The organism is Azotobacter armeniacus (assembly GCF_054779355.1).
Genome location: NZ_BAAGYK010000103.1, coordinates 34882 through 52656, shown reverse-complemented (window position 1 = coordinate 52656; position 17775 = coordinate 34882). Strand labels below are relative to the sequence as shown.

Sequence of the window (17775 nt, the reverse complement as noted above, 5' to 3'; positions counted from 1 at the left end):
CGAGGCTTCAGGCAAGGAAAGGCTCGGCGACCGGCGCCCGCTGGCGCCGGAAGCGCCTGGTGATCAGGCTTCGGCGGCGCAGGCGGCCTCGTAGCCGGCCGCATCGAGCAGCTTGTCCAGCTCGCCGGCGTCGTTCGGCTTGAGCTTGAAGAACCAGCTGTCGTAGGGGTCGCTGTTGACCTGCTCGGGGCTGTCGGTCAGGGCTTCGTTGACCGCGACAACCACGCCGGCGATCGGTGCGTAGATGTCGGAGGCGGCTTTCACCGATTCCACCACCCCGGCTTCCTGCTCGGCCTCCAGCTGCTTACCGACTTCCGGCAGCTCGATGAACACCACATCGCCCAGGGCTTCCTGGGCATGATCGGAAATGCCCACGGTGATGGTGCCGTCCGCTTCCAGTCGGGCCCATTCGTGGCTGGCGGCGTAACGCAGATCGGCGGGGATATTGCTCATGTCGTGTCCTCGAGTTGGGGGCGAAAGGGCTCGCCCGAAAAATCTAGATCAATGCCTTGCCGTGGCGGACGAAATTCGGCCGGACGACGCGTACGGGAAGCCAGCGGCCGCGGATTTCCACCTCGGCGCGCTCGCCGGTGGCCGCCGGCAGCCGGGCCAGGGCGATGGACTTGCCCAGCGTCGGCGAAAAGCTGCCGCTGGTGATCTCGCCCTCGCCGATGCCCTCCACCCGCACCACCTGGTGGGCGCGCAGCACACCGCGCTCCTCCAGCAGCAACCCCACCAGTTTAGGCTGGCCGCCGGCACGGCGCTGCGCCTCCACCGCCGCGCGGCCGATGAAGTCGCGCTCGACGGGGTCCCAGGCGATGGTCCAGCCCATGTTCGCAGCCAGAGGCGAGACGCTCTCGTCCATGTCCTGGCCGTAGAGGTTCATCCCCGCCTCCAGGCGCAGAGTATCGCGGGCGCCGAAGCCGATGGGGGCGATGCCGGCGCCGACCAGCTCGCTGAAAAAGTCCGGGGCCTGCTCGGCGGGCAGCATGATCTCCAGGCCGTCCTCGCCGGTGTAGCCGGTGCGGGCGATGAACCTGTCGCCCTCGGCCAGCCCCTCGAACGGCTGGAGTTCGTGAATCAGAGCGGCGCGCGAGGCGGACACGAGTTCGCCGGTGCGCGCCCGCGCATGCGGTCCCTGGATGGCCAGCATGGCCAGATCGCGGCGCTCGCACAGTTCGACGGCGCAGCCTGCAGACTGCGCCTGCATCCATGCCAGGCCCCGGAGGCGGGTGGTGGCGTTGAGCACCAGGCGGTAGCCGAAATCGGTGAGATAGACGATGAGATCGTCGATCACCCCGCCGCACTCGTTGAGCATGGCGCTGTAGAGAGCCTTGCCGGGGGCCTCCAGGTGCGCCACGTCGTTGGCCAGCAGATGCTGCAGCCAGATCCGGGCATACGGACCGTGAACATCCACCACGGTCATGTGGGAGATGTCGAAGACGCCGCAGTCACGGCGGACCTGATGGTGCTCCTCGACTTGCGAGCCATAGTGCAGGGGCATGTCCCAACCGCCGAAATCGACGATCTTGGCCCCCAGGGCAAGGTGCTGGTTATAAAGAGGTGTGCGCTGTCCCATGGTGGTTCTCCTTCCGTGCCTGGCGCGTTGCAACGCGAAAGACCTGCAGGACAGGCCGGCCGCGAATGGCGCGCATTGTAGCCGCAAGGTCGAATCTGGTCACGGCGCCGGGAAAGCCGGGGGCCGGACGGCTCCGGCCACGGATTTCAGCCAGGCTGGCGCGCCGAGCGGCGGATCAGGCCGATCACCGGCAGCAGTCCGACCAGCACCAGGGTCAGCGCCGGCAGTGCGGCGCGGGCCCACTCGCCCTCGCTGGTCATCTCGAAGATGCGTACCGCCAGGGTGTCCCAGCCGAACGGACGCATCAGCAGGGTCGCCGGCATCTCCTTGAGCACATCGACGAACACCAGCAGGGTGGCGCTCAGGGTGCCGGGCAGCAGCAACGGCAGGTAGAGCCGCGAGAACAGCTGCGGCCCGCCGACGCCGAGGCTGCGCGCCGCCTCCGGCAGCGACGGGCGGATCCGCGCCAGGCTGCTTTCCAGCGGCCCGAAGGCCACCGCCATGAAGCGCACCAGGTAGGTCAGCAGCAGGGCCGCCAGGCTGCCCAGCAGCAACGGCTTGCCGGCCCCGCCGAGCCAGTTGGACAATGGGATCACCAACTCGCGGTCGAGATGACTGAAGGCGAGCATGATGGACACCGCCAGCACCGAGCCCGGCAGGGCATAGCCGAGGTTGGCCAGGCCGACCGCCGCGCCCATGGTCCGGTCCGGCACCTGGCGCCGGGCGAAGGCCAGCAGCATGGCGCAGGCGACGGTGATCAGCGCGGCGCAGCCGCCCAGATAGAGGGTGTGCAGGATCAGCCCGGTGTAGCGCTCGTCGAGGTCGAAGCGGCCGCGCTGCCAGAACCAAGCCAGCAGTTGCAGGAGCGGCACGACGAAGGCGCAGAGGAACACCAGCCCGCACCAGGCTATGGCCGCCAGTGCCTTGAAGCCACGCAGCTGGTACAGCGCGCGGCCGCACGAGCGCTCGGTGCTCGGCCGCGGCACGCCGCGGGCACGCCGCTCGCCGTAGACCACCAGCATCACCGCCAGCAGCAGCAGACTGGCCAGTTGGGTGGCACTGGACAGGCTGTAGAAGCCGTACCAGGTCTTGTAGATGGCGGTGGTGAAGGTATCGAAGTTGAACACCGAGACGGCACCGAAGTCGGCCAGGGTCTCCATCAGCGCCAGCGCCAGCCCGGCACCGATCGCCGGCCGCGCCATCGGCAGGGCGACGCGCCAGAAGGCCTGCCAGGGCGACTGGCCGAGGACCCGCGCCACCTCCATCAAGCCCTTGCCCTGGGCCAGGAAGGCGCTGCGCGCGAGCAGGTAGACGTAGGGGTAGAAGACCAGCACCAGAACGATGATCACCCCGCCGGTGGAGCGCACCCGCGGCAGCCGCAGGCCGCTGCCGAACCACTCGCGCAAGAGGCTCTGAACCGGGCCGGCGAAGTCCAGCAGGCCTACGAAGACGAAGGCCAGCACATAGGCGGGAATCGCGAAGGGCAGCATCAGCGCCCAGTCCAGCCAGCGCCGGCCGGGAAATTCGCAGAGGCTGGTCAGCCAGGCCAGGCTCACCCCCAGCAGGGTGACACCGATGCCGACGCCCAGCAGCAGGGTCAGGGTGTTGCCAAGCAGGCGCGGCATCTGGGTATCCCACAGATGCTTCCAGATTTCGCCGTCCACTGTGTGCCAGGACAGCGCCAGCATACTGAGGGGCAAAAGTACCAGGGCGGCGATGGCGAAGACGACGGGATACCAATGGCGCTGGGCGGAATGGGACACAACAGCTCCCTGCAACACGGAAAAAAATACGACGGGCTGCAGACGGAGCGATCCGCCCGCAACCCGGGATTGGCAAGACCTCAGGCCGCTTCGGTCAGTTCCAGCCGGCACGGTCCATCAGGCGGATCGCCTCGACCTGGCGCTTGCCGGCAACTTCGACCGGCACGCTGTCGGCCTTGAAGCTGCCCCAGGCGGCGACCTCCTCGGACGGGGCCACCTGCGGATTGGCGGGATATTCCTGGTTGACGTCGGCCAGCAGGTGCTGGGCCTTCTCGCCGGTCATCCACTCCAGCAGCTTTTGCGCGGCCTCCGGATGCGGCGCATGCTTGGTCACGCCGGCACCGGAGAGGTTGACGTGCACGCCGCGGTCGCCCTGGTTCGGCCAGAAGGGCTTAACCTTCAGGCCCGGGTTCTGCTTGTGCAGGCGGCCGTAGTAGTAGGTGTTGGCGATGCCCACGTCGCACTGGCCAGCGTCGATGGCCTGCAACAGGGCGGTATCGTCAGCGAACACGTCGGTGGCCAGGTTGTTCACCCAGCCCTTGACGATCTGCTCGGCCTTCTCCGCGCCATGGGTCTCGATCAGGGTGGCGGTCAGCGACTGGTTATAGACCTTCTTGCTGGTGCGCAGGCACAGGAGGCCTTCCCAGTTCTTGTCGGCCAGGGCCTCATAGGTGGAGAGCTGTTCCGGCTTGACCCGCTCGGTGGAGTAGAAGATGGTCCGCGCCCGCAGCGACAGGCCGTTCCAGGAGCCGGTGCCGGAGCGGTACTGGGCGGGGATGTTCGCCTTGATCACCGCGGAGTCCAGCGGACGCAGCACGCCTTCCTGCTCTGCCTGCCAGAGGTTGCCGGCATCCACGGTGATCAATAGGTCGGCCGGGGTGTTCTTGTCCTCGGCCTTGAGGCGGGCCAGTAGCGGAGCCTCCTTGTCGGTGATGAACTTCACCTTGACCCCAGTCTCGGCGGTATAGGCGTCGAAGACCGGCTTGATCAACTCGTCGATCCGCGACGAATAGACCACGACCTCGTCGGCGGCCTGGGCGACGCCAGAGAGCGCGCCAAGGGCCAGGGCGGCGAGAATGTGCTTGCTTGCCTGCATGGAATCCACCTCGTTTGGATTTTCGAGGCGAATAATAGTGACTAGCATTTAGCTTCACAACTCGCCATGTGTCTCGCGGCGTGTCGCGAACGGCGGAGGCGCCTCTTCAGGCCCGCGCCAGATCGGGCAGATCCCCGCTCAGCCCGAGGGCCTGGCGAACGAACAGGGCCTTCGCCCCGGGCAGGTCGTCCATCCACTTCAGGCCGGCGTTACGCAGCCAGCGCAGCGGCAACGGATCGGCCTGGAACAACCGCTCGAAGCCTTCCATCGCCGCCATCATCGCCAGGTTGTGGGGCATCCGCCGGCGCTCGAAACGGCTCAGCACGCGCAGGTCGGCCAGCCGCTCGCCGCGGGCGCGGGCATGCAGCAGCACCTCGGCCAGAGTGGCGGCATCGAGGAAGCCGAGGTTGACCCCCTGCCCCGCCAGCGGGTGGATGACGTGGGCGGCATCGCCGATCAGCGCCAGGCCGGGCTCGACATAGCGCCGGGCATGCCGCTGGCGCAACGGGATGCACTGCCGCGGGTCGACCTCCAGCACCGCGCCGAGCCGCCACTCGAAGGCCGCACCCAGCGCCGCGGCGAAAGCCGCATCGTCCAGAGTCATCAGGCGCTCGGCCTGCTCCGGGGTGATCGACCAGACGATCGAGCACCAGCGGCGGTCGCCACCCCGCTCCAGCGGCAGGAAGGCCAACGGACCGTCGTCGGTGAAGCGCTGCCAGGCGGTACGGCGGTGCGTCTCGGCGCAGCGCACACTGGTGACGATGGCACGGTGCAGGTAGTCCCACTCGCGGGTGGCACAGCCGGCCAGGCGGCGGATCGTCGAGTTGGCGCCGTCGGCGGCGACCAGCAGCGGCGCACGCAGCTGGCGGCCGTCGCCGAGGCTGACCAGCCAGCCGTCGCCGGAACGGCGCAGGCCGTCCAGGCGCACCGCGGACAGCAGCCCGATCCCGCTGCCGGCCAGGCGCTCGAGCAGGGCGTCCTGCACCACACGATTCTCGACGATATGGCCTAACACCTCGGCATGCACGCTAGTCGCGGCGAAATGGATCTGCCCGGTGCCGGAGCCGTCCCACACATGCATCTCGCCGTAGGGAGCGGCGCGCCGGGCGCGGATGCCCTCCCAGGCACCGAGGCGATCGAGGATGCGCTGGCTGGCGGCGGACAACGCACTGACCCGCGGTTCGAAGGGCGCGTCATGGGGCCAGGGGGCCACCTCGAGCGGCCCGCGGTCCAGCAGGAGGATATCCAGGCCGCTGTTCTGCAGGGCCAGCGCCAAGGCGCTGCCGACCATTCCGGCACCGACGATGATCAGATCCGCGTGCATGCTTTCCTCAATTCGCAAGGGGCGTCCAGCCAGGCCCGCCGTTCTTCGATGATCCCGTGCCGGCCTCAGACCTGCATACGGGTGCCGAGCCCCATGCCCTGGCGGGCGAACCAGCGCTTCGCCGGCGGCAGCAGATCGAGGCCGAGCAGGCCGAGACTGCGCCCGTCGGCGAGCAGCGGCGTGGCCGTGGCGAACAGCCGGGTGACCCGGTCGGAGAAACCCACGGTCAGTTGCTGGTCGAGACGCTGGCGGGCCTGGTAGCGCAGCAGGGTGGCGAAGTCGCCAGGCTCGGCCGGACTGCCCAGCAGCTCCTCGGCCAGGCACAGGGTGTCGCGCAGGGACAGGTTGTAGCCTTGGCCGGCGATCGGGTGCAGGCTGTGGGCGGCATTGCCGAGCAGGACCAGATGGGGCCGCACCTGCTCCTCGGCCTCGACCAGCGTCAGCGCATAGGGATGGCGGGCGCCCAGCTGGCGGAAGGCGCCGAGGCGATAGCCGAACTGCTGCTGCAGCTCGTCGAGGAACTGCCGCTCGTCCAGCGCCAGCAGCCGGCCAGCATCGCCCGCCGGCCGGGTCCAGACCAGCGCGCAGCGGTTCTCCGCCAGCGGCAACAGGGCCAGCGGGCCGTCCTGGGTGAAGCGCTCGAAGGCCTGGCCGCGGTGCGGCTCGCTGGGCGTGAGGTTGGCGATCAGTGCCGTCTGCCCGTAGGGCTGGTGGTGCACATGGATGCCGAGCTGCTCGCGCAGATCGGAGCGGCCGCCGTCGGCGAGCACCGCTAGGGCGCAGTCGAGGTGACCGTCGTCATCCAGGTGCAGCCGGTAGCCGTCGCTCAGGGGAGTCATGCGCAGCACCTCGGCCGGGCAACGCCAGGCGACCACCTCGGAATCCAGCGCCTGCCACAGGCACTCGCCGAGCCAGGCGTTCTCGACCACGTAGCCGAGGGCCGGCACGCCCTCCTCCGCCGCCCGCAGGCGCGCAGCGCCGAAACGGCCGCGCTCGGAGACGTGGATCTGCAGGATCGGCTCGGCGCGGCGGGCGATCGCCGGCCACAGGCCGAGGCGCTCGTAGATTCGCCGGGTGCCGAAGGACAGCGCCGAGGAGCGCCCGTCGTAGCTCGGCTGATAGGCCTCGCCGGGCGCGTGGGGCTCGATCAGCACGATCCGCCAGCCGCGCGCCTTGGCGCCCTCCTGCAGGGCCAGGGCCAGACTGGCGCCGACCAGGCCGCCGCCGACAATCGCCAGCTCCACCCGTGTCATGTTCAGGCCACCTGGCCGCGAGCCACGGCCATCAGTGCCTCGATCTCGGCGACGCCCTTCGGCACGCTGTCGGTGAGGATTTCGCAGCCGTCGCGGGTGACCACCACGTCATCCTCGATGCGCACGCCGATACCGCGCCATTTCCGCTCGACCTTGTCGTTGTCCGCGGCGATATAGATACCCGGCTCGACGGTCATCACCATGCCCGGCTCGAGCACGCGCCACTGGCCGTCGATCTTGTAGTCGCCTACGTCGTGCACATCCATGCCCAGCCAATGGCCGGCACGGTGCATGTAGAAGGGCTTGTAGGCCTCGGCGGCGATCAGCTCGTCAATATTGCCCTGCAACAACCCCAGCTCCACGAGCCCGGCGGTGATCACCCGTACCGTGGCCTCGTGGGCCTCGTTCCAGTGGCGGCCCGGGGCGATATACCTGAACGCCTCCAGATTGGCGGCCAGCACCAACTCGTAGATGGCCTTCTGCTCGGGCGAGAAAGTGCCGTTGACCGGGAAGGTGCGGGTGATGTCGCTGGCGTAGCAGTCGATCTCGCAGCCGGCGTCGATCAGCACCAGATCGCCGTCGCGGAGCATCCTGTCGTTCTCCCGGTAGTGCAGGATGCAGGCATTGCGCCCGCCGGCGACGATCGAGCCGTAGGCCGGCATCTTCGCCCCGCCCTTGCGGAACTCGTATTCCAGCTCGGCCTCCAGGTGGTATTCGCAGAGCCCCGGACGGCTGGTCTGCATGGCGCGCACATGGGCTCGGGCGGAGATGGCCGCGGCCTCGCGCATCACCGCCACTTCGGCGGCGCTCTTGTATAGGCGCATGTCGTGCAGCAGATGATCGAGGGCGACGAACTCGCTCGGCGGCTGCGCGCCCTGGCGGGCCTTGGAGCGGATGATCTTGATCCACTCCATCAGCCGATGGTCGAACGCCTCGTTGCTGCCGATGGCGTAGTAGACGCGGCCGCGCCCCTCGATCAGGCCAGGCAGGATCTCGTCGATGTCGGCGATGGGAAAGGCGTCATCAGCGCCGTAGTCGCACACCGCGCCTTCCTGGCCGGCGCGCAGGCCGTCCCAGAGCTCGCGCTCGGGATCGCGCTCGCGGCAGAAGAGTACGTATTGGCCATGCTCGCGGCCGGGAATCAGGGCGATCACCGCCTCCGGCTCAGGGAAGCCCGAGAGGTACTGGAAGTCGCTGTCCTGGCGGTACACATGTTCGACGTCGCGATTGCGGATATACATTGGCGCCGCGGGCAAGATGGCGATGCTGTTGGGCTCCATCTGCACCATCAACTCCTTGCGCCGACGGGCGTATTCCGATTTCGGGATGCAGGTCATGTACGCTCCTCGTTGACTGGAAAGGCGTCTGTGCCTCAGTGCACGGACGGCTTGGGCGCCGGCGCGACCGGCCCGACGCATTCGGCGAACAGCAGGAGCGGCGCGACCCGGAGGTACTCCATGACCTCCATGTAGGCGGCCTCGCCCTCCTCGGACTCCTCCAGCGAGCCCTGCACCTGGGCGATGGCAGCAAGATCCTGCAACACTTCCGTGGCCTCCGCGCTCAGTGGAGTGTCGCGGGCGGTCAGGCCGAAACCGCCGAGAAAGCCCTGGCACCACTGCCCCAGGGCGGTGGCACGTTCGGCCAGCGGCGCCTCGTCGGAGGGCAGCAGCAGGACCACAGTGACCTCGCCGCCGGCCAGCTCGCCCTTGACCATCTCCTGCAGACCGACCAGCGCCTGGCGCACATTGTCCGGAGTCTGGCTGCCGAGCAGGTCAGCGGCATCGGTCAGCCAGGCGTCGGCCTCGAAGCCAGCTCCAGCACAGCTGCGGCCGAGCAGCAGGCCGTGCAGCTCCGCCGGAGACACATCCCGGCCGGTCGTGGCCAGCAGGGCGGAGAAAGCTGTGTAGGGGGATTTATCGGTAGACATATCGGACTCGCCCTCCCCGTTCGCCCGGCTTGGCCGCGCTTCGCAAAAACGGCGGCAGCTATAGGCGCCACGGGGAGCAAATGACTAGAATGTGATCGCGTATCCTAGCACCGGCGGATGCACCAAGACCATCGAAGCGCGCCGCCGGAGTCTCGAGTCCTGTTCACTCGCAGAGAAAGAGGTGCCATGGAAGACGACGACCTGCAAGCCCTCACCCGCCAGCTGGAACTACTGATCCAGCGTCTTGAGCAGATCAAGGCCCACAACCGGCTTCTCTTGTTGAATGAAAAGGCCTGGCGAGAAGAACGCGCCCACCTCATCGAAAAGAACGAAATCGCCAGGCATAAGGTCGAATCGATGATTTCACGTCTGAAAGCCCTGGAGCAGGACTCATGAGCCAGCCGCACACCATCACAGTCCATATCCTCGACAAGCACTACTGCATCGCCTGCCCACCGGAAGAACGGGCCAACCTGGAAAGCGCCGCCCGCTATCTTGATGGAAAAATGCGGGAAATCCGTTCGAGTGGCAAGGTTATCGGCGCCGATCGCGTCGCGGTGATGGCCGCTCTCAACATTACTCATGATCTGCTGCACAAGCAGGAGCGCCTGGATCTGCAGGCCGGCTCGACCCGCGAACAGGTCCGCACCCTGCTCGAGCGGGTCGACCGCGCCCTGACCAATAATCCGGATGAGCTGACGACCTGACTCCCCTTCGGTTCAGGTATACTGGCGATCACTCTCTGGTGTGTACGCCAGTCGGCCACGTCCCTCTCCCGATACGCAAAACTTTGGAGGCTGTACGTGTGACCCGTGTGCATGTCCGCCTGACGGAAAGCCTTAAAGTCATCGTCAGTCGCCACCTTGAACTTTCGGGTTCAAGGGTCAAGCCGGCAGCGGCACTTCGGGGAGCCCACTTTCTGCGATTGCAGCGACGCGGCGAATCCATCAGGATCGCTGCCAATTCATTCCTGATATTCACTCACCGGGCATGATCGAAACCGCCGGCCTTTCCCGCGCCCAGCTGCGCCGCCTGCTCCGCCAGCGGCGTCGCGCGCTCGGCCCTCACCGCCAACGCCAAGCCGCCCAGCGGCTCTATCTCCAGCTCGCGCAGCATCCGCTGTTCCGCCGCTGCCGCCACGTGGCGCTATACCTGCCCAACGATGGCGAGATCGATCCCGGGCTGCTGCTCGAAGCCGCCCAGCGCCGCGGCAAGGCGACCTACCTGCCGGTGCTCAATGCCTGGCCGGCGACGCGCATGGTGTTCCAACGCATCCATCCCGGCGAGGCGCTGCGCCTGAACCGCTTTCGCATCCGCGAACCCAACCCGAACCGGGCCCGGCAGCGCAAGGTCTGGGCACTGGATCTGCTGCTGATGCCCCTGGTCGGCTTCGATCCCGAGGGCGGACGGCTGGGCATGGGTGGTGGATTCTACGATCGCAGCCTGGCCTATCGGGCCCGCCACAAATACTGCCGCAAACCCGCGCTGCTGGGCCTGGCCCACGAATGCCAGAAGGTCGATCGACTGGCGCTGGCCAGCTGGGATGTGCCACTCGAGGCTACGGTGACGGACAGGGCCTGGTATGCGGCCGCGAAGAGGATGGCGAGGAGGGAGCAGTTGCACCGCGATCCCTGCGGCGCCTGCGAATAGATCAAAGACTCCGGAACAGGCTCGGCGACCGAACGCTCTGCTGTTTTTCCCAGTGGCTTTGCGCGTAGCCTGTGGTGACCACCCCCAGTCCGAAGAGAATGACAAGAACCCACAGTAGATCTGGCTTGCGCTTCATCGATTGCCTCCCCCTTCAAGGCACATCACGATGATGAACAGCGATGAATGGTGGCTACAGAAGCCACCCTCCCCCCAAGAAGCGGCGGCATTCTCCGCCAACTCAATCAGTCAATCAAACCCCGGTCATCACTAAGATCGAAGCTTCATCCGACATCCCGATGACCGGCACCCGGAGCCAATTTCCATGCCGTACTGGCTGATGAAATCCGAACCCGACGCGTTATCCGTGACTACACTACAGCGCCTCAGCCAGGCGCGCTGGGATGGAGTGCGCAATTATCAGGCGCGCAATTTCCTGCGAAGCATGCAACCTGACGAACTGTTCTTCTTCTACCACTCGAGCTGTCCGCGCCCGGGGATTGCCGGGATCGGTCGGATCATCAAGGCAGCCTATCCGGACCCCAGCGCCCTCGAGCCGCAAAGTCCCCATTTCGATGCCAGGGCCAGCACGGAGAAAAATCCGTGGACCGCAGTCGATGTGGAGTTCGTCGAGGCTTTTACCGAAGTTATCGATCTGGCACGCCTGCGCAACGCCCCGGGACTGGCGAAACTGCCGCTGCTGCAGAAGGGCAGCCGGCTCTCGGTGATGCCGGTGGACACCGGCGAGTGGGCTGCCACGCTCGCGCTGCGCTGAGCGGGCAGGCGGCGTAGATCGTCAGGCCCGAGGCGCGTAGGCGAAGACGTCGGCGCGCATCTGCCGGACATCCATGCCGGCCTCGACCAACGCATCCAGGGTGGCGTAGACCATGCTTGGCGAACCGCTGGCATAGACGTGCAGCGCCCGAAGATCGGCGAAGTCCTCGCGCACCGCCTCATGCAGCAGGCCGCAGCGTCCCTCCCAGTCGCACAGGTCGCTGACCACCCGGTGCAGGTGCAGCTTGGGCAGGCGCTGCCACTCGTCCCCATATGGCAGCCGGTAGAAGTCCTCCGGTCGCCGTGCACCCCAGTAGAGATGGATCGGATGGGCGAAGCCGTTCGCCCGGCAATGCTCCACCAGGCTCTGCATCTGCGCCATGCCGGTACCGGCGGCGATCAGCACCAGCGGCCCGTCCGGCAGATCGGCCAGATGGGCGTCACCGAACGGTAGGCGCACTCGAACGAAGCCTTGGCGACGAATGAATGCCAGCAGCTCCCGGGCCGACGCCTCGCGCGCCAGGACGTGCAGCTCCAGCTCGCGCCCCATGTCTGGCGCCGAGGCCAGGGAGAAGGAGGAGAAGCTGCCGTCCTCGCGCTGCAGTTGCAGGTACTGTCCGGCGTGGTAGCGCGGTGGCTTGCCCGCCGGGGCGCGCAGTCGCACGCAGAACACGTCGCCGCCGAGCTCCGCACACTCGGTCAGCTGGCAGCTCAGCTCGCGCAGTGGCAGCTCGCCCGGCGCCAGCACGCCACTCCAGTGCAGCAGACAATCCTCCAGCGGCTCGGCCTGGCAGGCCAGCAGCTCGCCCTGAGCGAGCACCTCGCCGCCCTGGCGCACTCGCCCCCCGATCAGGCGCGCCGAGCAGGCATGGCAGTTGCCGTTGCGGCAGCTTTGCGGGCACTCATAGCCGAGACGGAGTGCGGCATCGAGGATGGATTCGCCGATACCTATTTCGAGTTCGGCGCCGGAGGGTTGCAGGGTCACTTTCATGATGTTCCGCCCCTGAAGAGGTAAATCGTGGGAGCGGCCTGGACCGCGAAAGAGTGATACCGCCCCCTCAGTCGATGCCCAGCAACGGCCAGAGTTCGTCGACGCGCTGCTTCACCGCCGGGTCCTGGCGGATAGCCCGCCCCCACTCGCGACTGGTCTCGCCCGGCCACTTGTGGGTGGCATCCAAGCCCATCTTCGAACCCAAGCCGGAGATCGGCGAGGCGAAATCGAGGTAGTCGATCGGCGTATTGTCGATCAGCACTGTGTCGCGCTTGGGATCCATGCGCGTGGTGACGGCCCAGATCACATCGTTCCAGTCGCGGGCATTGATGTCGTCGTCGGTGACGATGACGAACTTGGTATACATGAACTGACGCAGGAACGACCAGACCCCGAGCATCACCCGCTTGGCGTGGCCCGGGTACTGCTTCCTGATGGTCACCACCGCCATGCGGTAAGAGCAGCCCTCCGGCGGCAGGTAGAAGTCGACGATCTCCGGGAACTGCTTCTGCAGGATCGGCACGAACACCTCGTTCAGCGCCACGCCGAGCACTGCCGGCTCATCCGGCGGCCGCCCGGTATAGGTGCTGTGGTAGATGGCGTCGCGTCGGCGGGTGATGCGCTCGACGGTGAACACCGGAAAGCGGTCGATTTCGTTGTAGTAGCCGGTGTGGTCGCCATAAGGCCCCTCGTTGGCCATCTCGCCGGGATGGATGTGGCCTTCGAGGACGATCTCGGCACTGGCCGGCACCTGCAGGTCGCTGCCGACGGCCTTGACCAGCTCGGTGCGCCGGCCGCGCAGCAGGCCGGCGAAGGCGTATTCGGACAGGGTGTCCGGCACCGGGGTGACCGCGCCGAGAATGGTCGCCGGGTCCGCCCCCAGCGCCACCGCCACCGGGTAGGGGCGATCCGGATGCTTCTGGCACCACTCGCGGTAGTCGAGGGCGCCGCCGCGGTGGCTGAGCCAGCGCATGATCACCTTGTTGCGGCCGATCACCTGCTGGCGGTAGATGCCGAGGTTCTGCCGTTCCTTGTTCGGCCCACGGGTGATGGTCAGGCCCCAGGTGATGAGCGGAGCAGCATCGCCTGGCCAGCAGTGCTGCACGGGCAGCTTGCCGAGGTCGACATCCTCGCCCTCGAGAATCACCTCCTGGCAGGGTGCGTCCTTGAGCACCTTGGGCGCCATGCTGACCACCTTCCTGAAGACCGGCAGCTTGCTCCAGGCATCCTTGAGCCCCTTGGGCGGTTCCGGCTCCTTGAGGAAGGCCAGCAGCCTGCCGATCTCGCGCAGCTCGGAGACATCCTCGGCGCCCATGCCAAACGCCACGCGCTGCGGCGTGCCGAACAGGTTGCCGAGCACCGGCATGTCGAAGCCAACCGGCCTCTCGAACAACAGCGCAGGGCCCCCACGACGCAGGGTGCGGTCACAGATTTCGGTCATTTCCAGCACGGGCGAAACCGGCGTCTGGATGCGCTTGAGCTCACCGCGCGCCTCCAGGGCACGCAGGAACTCGCGGAGGTCGGAATATTTCATGGGAGCTGCGAGCCTCTGACTGCAAGCCAAAAGCCAGAGCGTGACGGCGCCAACCGGCACCTTTTGCAGCCTGAGGCTTGCGGCTTGTCGCTGCGGATTATTTCCGCTTCATCGACTGAAAGAATTCCTCGTTGGTCTTGGTGTCCTTCAGACGATCGAGGAGGAATTCGATGGCGGCGATCTCGTCCATAGGATGCAGGATCTTGCGCAGGATCCACATACGCTGCAGCTCCTCCTCACCGGTCAGGAGCTCTTCGCGACGGGTGCCGGAACGGTTGATATTGATCGCCGGAAACACGCGCTTCTCGGCAACGCGCCGGTCCAGCTGCAGCTCCAGGTTGCCGGTGCCCTTGAATTCTTCGTAGATCACTTCGTCCATCTTCGAGCCGGTTTCCACCAGCGCGGTGGCGAGGATGGTCAGGCTGCCGCCCTCCTCGATGTTGCGCGCGGCGCCGAAGAAGCGCTTGGGCTTCTCCAGGGCATGGGCGTCGACACCGCCGGTAAGCACCTTGCCGGAGCTGGGGATCACGGTGTTGTAGGCGCGTGCCAGGCGGGTGATGGAGTCGAGCAGGATGACCACGTCCTTCTTGTGCTCGACCAGGCGCTTGGCCTTCTCGATGACCATCTCGGCGACCTGCACGTGGCGGGTCGGCGGCTCGTCGAAGGTGGAGGCAACCACTTCGCCGCGCACGGTGCGCTGCATCTCGGTCACTTCTTCCGGACGCTCGTCGATCAGCAGGACGATCAGATGTACTTCTGGGTTGTTGCGCGTGATGTTACTGGCGATATTTTGCAGCATGATCGTCTTGCCCGCCTTCGGCGGCGCGACGATCAGACCGCGCTGGCCCTTGCCGATCGGCGCGCAGAGATCGATCACGCGGCCGGTGAGGTCTTCGGTGGAGCCGTTGCCGGCTTCCATGGTGAGACGGACGTTGGGGAACAGCGGGGTGAGGTTTTCAAAGAGAATCTTGTTCTTCGCGTTTTCCGGCCGATCGAAGTTGATCGAGTCGACCTTGAGCAGTGCGAAGTAGCGCTCGCCCTCCTTCGGCGGGCGGATCTTGCCAACGATGGTATCGCCGGTACGCAGGTTGAAGCGGCGGATCTGACTCGGCGAGACGTAAATGTCGTCCGGACCGGCCAGGTAGGAGGAGTCCGCACTGCGCAGGAATCCGAAGCCATCCTGAAGGATCTCCAGCACGCCATCACCGGAAATTTCCTCGCCGCTTTTCGCATGCTTCTTCAGCAGGGAGAAGATCACATCCTGCTTGCGCGAACGGGCCATGTTCTCCAGGCCCATCTGTTCGGCCATTTCCAGCAGTTCGGTAATAGGCTTTTGCTTGAGTTCGGTCAGATTCATAAGACGATTAAGAGGGCAGAAAGCGTTGAGCTTGAGAAAGCCGCGCCGCAGGGAAGGCGATCGGATCGCTGTGCTTATTCTAAAGGGGTGCGTCGGCGACGACTGACGGAGGACAGCGGTAAACTCGCTGCGAGAGCCGAATCTAACACCCTGAAAAAGGTGCGTCCAGCCTCACACGATAAAAACAGCCCCCGAACCCGGCGAGAAAGCCGCTCTCGGCCTCTATCAATACGCGCCGATTGCCAGGCTCGGGACCACGGGACCAGCCAACCCTGGCTTGCACGCTTTCAGCCGGTCCGGGAAAGGAAGATGCGCTTGGCAGGCAGACTCAGATATTGCTGTCGAGGAAGGCTGCCAGTTGCGACTTGGACAGGGCACCGACCTTGGTCGCCTCGACATTGCCGCCCTTGAACAGCATCAGGGTCGGAATGCCGCGCACCCCATACTTCGCCGGAGTACCCTGATTTTGGTCAATATTCAGCTTGCAGACCTTCAGCTTGCCCTCGTAATCCTTGGCAATTTCGCTGAGCACCGGGGCGATCATCTTGCACGGTCCGCACCATTCGGCCCAGTAGTCGACAAGCACTGGGCCCTCGGCCTGGAGCACATCCTGCTCGAAGCTGGCGTCGCTGACATTGGTGATGAGTTCGCTCATGGAAAATCTCCGTGGTCGGAAGCACAAATTTCCGAGCATGATAGCCCGCATTGGCCTGCACAGGAAGGTAAGCACGCCGCCCTGCCCCGCCTCCAGCCCCTCTGACGTGCGGCAAACCGCGCCTGGACGCAAGCTGGCGACCAGTCGCGCGAGGCACCGGAGCGAGCCCGCCTGCGCATCGCTCCGAGCGTCTCAGGGAGACATTCGGGCGCATCGTCCCCAACCGGCACCAAACCTTATAATAGACCGTTTACCGCTCAACCTGCTTTGGACCCTTCATTCGGAAACTGGTACAACTGCTCTCCCGTGGCCGGGCAGCGCGGTTCTGCCATCGAGACACCTGACATGCCAAAAACCCAAGCCGAGAGCTTTCCCCTGATTGCCGCCATCGACCTTGGCTCCAACAGCTTCCACATGGTGTTGGCCAAGCCTGATCGGACCGAAATCCGCCCCCTCGAGCGCCTGGGCGATAAAGTCCAGCTGGGTGCAGGGCTCGACGACCAGCACCAGCTCAGCGAGGAGGCCATGCAACGCGGGCTCGACTGCCTGCGCCGCTTCGCTCAACTGATCAACGGCCTGCCGAAGGGGGCGGTGCGCATCGTCGCCACCAACGCCCTGCGCGAGGCGCGTAACCGCAACGCATTCATCCGCCGCGCCAATGAGATACTCGGCCACCCGGTGGAAGTGATTTCCGGCCGCGAAGAGGCGCGCCTGATCTATCTCGGCGTCTCCCACACCCTGCCCACCGCGACCGGCAAGCGGCTGGCCGTGGACATCGGTGGTGGCAGCACGGAATTCATCATCGGCGAGAATTTCGAACCGCTGCTACGCGAAAGCCTGCAGATGGGCAGCGTCAGCTACACCCGCAACCACTTTGCCGACGGCAAGATTACCCCGGCCCGCTATGCCCAGGCCTACACCGCGGCGCGCCTGGAGCTGATGTCCATCGAGAATGCCCTGCAGCGCCTGGGCTGGCAGGAAGCGGTGGGCTCCTCGGGGACCATCCGTGCGGTCGGCCAGGCGATCCAGAGCGGAGGTCATAGCAATGGTGAGGTGACCGCCGAAGGCATCGCCTGGCTGAAGCGCAAGCTGTTCAAGCTCGGCGACGTGGACAAGCTGGACATGGACGGCCTCAAGGCGGATCGCCGGGCCATCTTTCCCGCCGGCCTGGCGGTTCTGGAGGCGGTGTTCGACGCCCTGCAGCTGCAGACGATGACCTACTCGGACGGCGCCCTGCGCGAAGGTGTGCTTTACGACCTGCTCGGCCGCCATCATCACGAGGACGTCCGTGAACGCACCCTCGGCTCGCTGATGGAGCGCTATCACGTCGATGTGGAACAGGCGGCGCGGGTCGAGGCCAAGGCGCTCTCGGCACTAGAGCAGGTCGCTGCGGCCTGGGGCCTGGAGGACGAGAGTCATCGCGAACTGCTTGGCTGGGCTGCGCGGGTGCACGAGATCGGCCTGGACATCGCCCACTACCACTACCACAAGCACGGCGCCTATCTGGTCGAGCACTCCGACTTGGCCGGCTTCTCCCGCAAGGACCAGCAGATGCTCGCCCTGCTGGTCCGCGGCCATCGACGCAACATCCCGCGGGACAAGTTCAACGAATTCGGCAGCGACGATGGCGACAAGCTGGTGCGGCTGTGCATCCTGCTGCGCGTCGCGATCCTCTTCCACCACATCCGCGGCACCCAGGAGATGCCCAAGGTGCAGTTCCGCGCCAGCGAATGCGAGCTGGAGCTGACCTTCCCCGAGGGCTGGCTGAACGCCAACCCACTGACTCAGGCCGACTTCGAACAGGAAGCCAAGTGGCTGGCGCGAGCCGGCTACAACATTCAGGTACGCTGAGCCACTGACGACGGAGCCGCTGTC

The 17775-nt window shown here is 66.1% G+C and carries 17 protein-coding genes and 1 other RNA gene; 6 read left to right on the top strand and 12 right to left on the bottom strand.

Features of this window, described 5'->3' with window-relative positions:
• Nucleotides 1–63 precede the first annotated feature (63 nt).
• The 8 genes from gcvH to ACYVD0_RS13905 form a co-directional block, all read right to left on the bottom strand.
• The gene (gene gcvH / locus ACYVD0_RS13940) at nt 64–453 is read right to left on the bottom strand and encodes a glycine cleavage system protein H (RefSeq protein ID WP_460427357.1); all 390 of its coding nucleotides are present in this window, start codon (nt 451–453) and stop codon (nt 64–66) included.
• Between the two features lie 43 nt (nt 454–496).
• Nucleotides 497–1579, bottom strand: a complete 1083-nt coding sequence (gcvT, locus tag ACYVD0_RS13935) for a glycine cleavage system aminomethyltransferase GcvT (protein WP_460427356.1) — start codon at nt 1577–1579, stop codon at nt 497–499.
• A 146-nt stretch (nt 1580–1725) separates the two neighbouring features.
• On the bottom strand, nt 1726–3342 hold the full coding sequence (locus ACYVD0_RS13930) for an ABC transporter permease (RefSeq protein WP_460427355.1): 1617 nt from the start codon (nt 3340–3342) through the stop codon (nt 1726–1728).
• 94 nt (nt 3343–3436) lie between these two features.
• Nucleotides 3437–4438 carry an extracellular solute-binding protein gene (locus ACYVD0_RS13925; protein WP_460427354.1) on the bottom strand — a complete coding sequence of 334 codons (1002 nt, stop codon included), beginning with the start codon at nt 4436–4438 and terminating at the stop codon, nt 3437–3439.
• A gap of 106 nt (nt 4439–4544) precedes the next feature.
• The gene (locus ACYVD0_RS13920; protein ID WP_460427353.1) at nt 4545–5762 is read right to left on the bottom strand and encodes a Rossmann-fold NAD(P)-binding domain-containing protein; all 1218 of its coding nucleotides are present in this window, start codon (nt 5760–5762) and stop codon (nt 4545–4547) included.
• 65 nt (nt 5763–5827) lie between these two features.
• Nucleotides 5828–7015, bottom strand: coding sequence for a 2-octaprenyl-6-methoxyphenyl hydroxylase (gene ubiH, locus ACYVD0_RS13915; RefSeq protein ID WP_460427352.1), 1188 nt, complete (start codon nt 7013–7015; stop codon nt 5828–5830).
• Nucleotides 7016–7017: 2 nt separating this feature from the next.
• Nucleotides 7018–8352, bottom strand: coding sequence for a Xaa-Pro aminopeptidase (gene pepP / locus ACYVD0_RS13910; RefSeq protein WP_460427351.1), 1335 nt, complete (start codon nt 8350–8352; stop codon nt 7018–7020).
• Between the two features lie 35 nt (nt 8353–8387).
• Nucleotides 8388–8942: a YecA/YgfB family protein gene (locus ACYVD0_RS13905; protein WP_460427350.1), complete on the bottom strand. Its 555-nt coding sequence runs from the start codon at nt 8940–8942 to the stop codon at nt 8388–8390.
• A gap of 186 nt (nt 8943–9128) precedes the next feature.
• Between ACYVD0_RS13905 and ACYVD0_RS13900 the strand changes: the two genes are divergently transcribed.
• The 5 genes from ACYVD0_RS13900 to ACYVD0_RS13880 all read left to right on the top strand — a co-directional run bounded on the left by ACYVD0_RS13900 (nt 9129) and on the right by ACYVD0_RS13880 (nt 11364).
• Nucleotides 9129–9338: a TIGR02449 family protein gene (locus ACYVD0_RS13900; protein ID WP_460427349.1), complete on the top strand. Its 210-nt coding sequence runs from the start codon at nt 9129–9131 to the stop codon at nt 9336–9338.
• Nucleotides 9335–9649, top strand: coding sequence for a cell division protein ZapA (locus tag ACYVD0_RS13895; protein WP_460427348.1), 315 nt, complete (start codon nt 9335–9337; stop codon nt 9647–9649). Before ACYVD0_RS13900 ends, ACYVD0_RS13895 begins: the two co-directional genes overlap by 4 nt.
• A gap of 29 nt (nt 9650–9678) precedes the next feature.
• Nucleotides 9679–9856: non-coding RNA, 6S RNA (gene ssrS, locus ACYVD0_RS13890), on the top strand.
• A gap of 76 nt (nt 9857–9932) precedes the next feature.
• The gene (locus tag ACYVD0_RS13885) at nt 9933–10592 is read left to right on the top strand and encodes a 5-formyltetrahydrofolate cyclo-ligase (RefSeq protein WP_460427347.1); all 660 of its coding nucleotides are present in this window, start codon (nt 9933–9935) and stop codon (nt 10590–10592) included.
• Nucleotides 10593–10914: 322 nt separating this feature from the next.
• Nucleotides 10915–11364 (top strand): EVE domain-containing protein, encoded by a 450-nt coding sequence (locus tag ACYVD0_RS13880; protein WP_460427346.1) that lies wholly within the window; start codon nt 10915–10917, stop codon nt 11362–11364.
• Between the two features lie 21 nt (nt 11365–11385).
• Here ACYVD0_RS13880 and ACYVD0_RS13875 read toward each other — a convergent pair whose 3' ends face one another.
• The 4 genes from ACYVD0_RS13875 to trxA form a co-directional block, all read right to left on the bottom strand.
• Entirely contained in the window at nt 11386–12354 is a 969-nt protein-coding gene (locus ACYVD0_RS13875) for a CDP-6-deoxy-delta-3,4-glucoseen reductase (protein WP_460427345.1), read from the bottom strand.
• Between the two features lie 67 nt (nt 12355–12421).
• The gene (ubiD, locus tag ACYVD0_RS13870; RefSeq protein ID WP_460427344.1) at nt 12422–13888 is read right to left on the bottom strand and encodes a UbiD family decarboxylase; all 1467 of its coding nucleotides are present in this window, start codon (nt 13886–13888) and stop codon (nt 12422–12424) included.
• Nucleotides 13889–13985: 97 nt separating this feature from the next.
• Nucleotides 13986–15245, bottom strand: a complete 1260-nt coding sequence (gene rho, locus ACYVD0_RS13865; RefSeq protein ID WP_460427343.1) for a transcription termination factor Rho — start codon at nt 15243–15245, stop codon at nt 13986–13988.
• A gap of 328 nt (nt 15246–15573) precedes the next feature.
• Nucleotides 15574–15900, bottom strand: coding sequence for a thioredoxin family protein (gene trxA / locus ACYVD0_RS13860; RefSeq protein WP_460427342.1), 327 nt, complete (start codon nt 15898–15900; stop codon nt 15574–15576).
• A gap of 345 nt (nt 15901–16245) precedes the next feature.
• Here trxA and ppx point away from each other — a divergent pair, with 345 nt between their 5' ends.
• Nucleotides 16246–17751: an exopolyphosphatase gene (ppx, locus tag ACYVD0_RS13855; RefSeq protein ID WP_460427341.1), complete on the top strand. Its 1506-nt coding sequence runs from the start codon at nt 16246–16248 to the stop codon at nt 17749–17751.
• The last annotated feature ends 24 nt before the right edge of the window (nt 17752–17775 follow it).

Coding starts and splice junctions, on each gene's coding strand:
- gcvH (WP_460427357.1), bottom strand. CDS start 453: ATGAGCAATATCCCCGCCGATCTGCGTTACGCCGCCAGCCACGAATGG.
- gcvT (WP_460427356.1), bottom strand. CDS start 1,579: ATGGGACAGCGCACACCTCTTTATAACCAGCACCTTGCCCTGGGGGCC.
- ACYVD0_RS13925 (WP_460427354.1), bottom strand. CDS start 4,438: ATGCAGGCAAGCAAGCACATTCTCGCCGCCCTGGCCCTTGGCGCGCTC.
- ACYVD0_RS13920 (WP_460427353.1), bottom strand. CDS start 5,762: ATGCACGCGGATCTGATCATCGTCGGTGCCGGAATGGTCGGCAGCGCC.
- ubiH (WP_460427352.1), bottom strand. CDS start 7,015: ATGACACGGGTGGAGCTGGCGATTGTCGGCGGCGGCCTGGTCGGCGCC.
- pepP (WP_460427351.1), bottom strand. CDS start 8,352: ATGACCTGCATCCCGAAATCGGAATACGCCCGTCGGCGCAAGGAGTTG.
- ACYVD0_RS13905 (WP_460427350.1), bottom strand. CDS start 8,942: ATGTCTACCGATAAATCCCCCTACACAGCTTTCTCCGCCCTGCTGGCC.
- ACYVD0_RS13900 (WP_460427349.1), top strand. CDS start 9,129: ATGGAAGACGACGACCTGCAAGCCCTCACCCGCCAGCTGGAACTACTG.
- ACYVD0_RS13895 (WP_460427348.1), top strand. CDS start 9,335: ATGAGCCAGCCGCACACCATCACAGTCCATATCCTCGACAAGCACTAC.
- ACYVD0_RS13885 (WP_460427347.1), top strand. CDS start 9,933: ATGATCGAAACCGCCGGCCTTTCCCGCGCCCAGCTGCGCCGCCTGCTC.
- ACYVD0_RS13880 (WP_460427346.1), top strand. CDS start 10,915: ATGCCGTACTGGCTGATGAAATCCGAACCCGACGCGTTATCCGTGACT.
- ACYVD0_RS13875 (WP_460427345.1), bottom strand. CDS start 12,354: ATGAAAGTGACCCTGCAACCCTCCGGCGCCGAACTCGAAATAGGTATC.
- ubiD (WP_460427344.1), bottom strand. CDS start 13,888: ATGAAATATTCCGACCTCCGCGAGTTCCTGCGTGCCCTGGAGGCGCGC.
- rho (WP_460427343.1), bottom strand. CDS start 15,245: ATGAATCTGACCGAACTCAAGCAAAAGCCTATTACCGAACTGCTGGAA.
- trxA (WP_460427342.1), bottom strand. CDS start 15,900: ATGAGCGAACTCATCACCAATGTCAGCGACGCCAGCTTCGAGCAGGAT.
- ppx (WP_460427341.1), top strand. CDS start 16,246: ATGCCAAAAACCCAAGCCGAGAGCTTTCCCCTGATTGCCGCCATCGAC.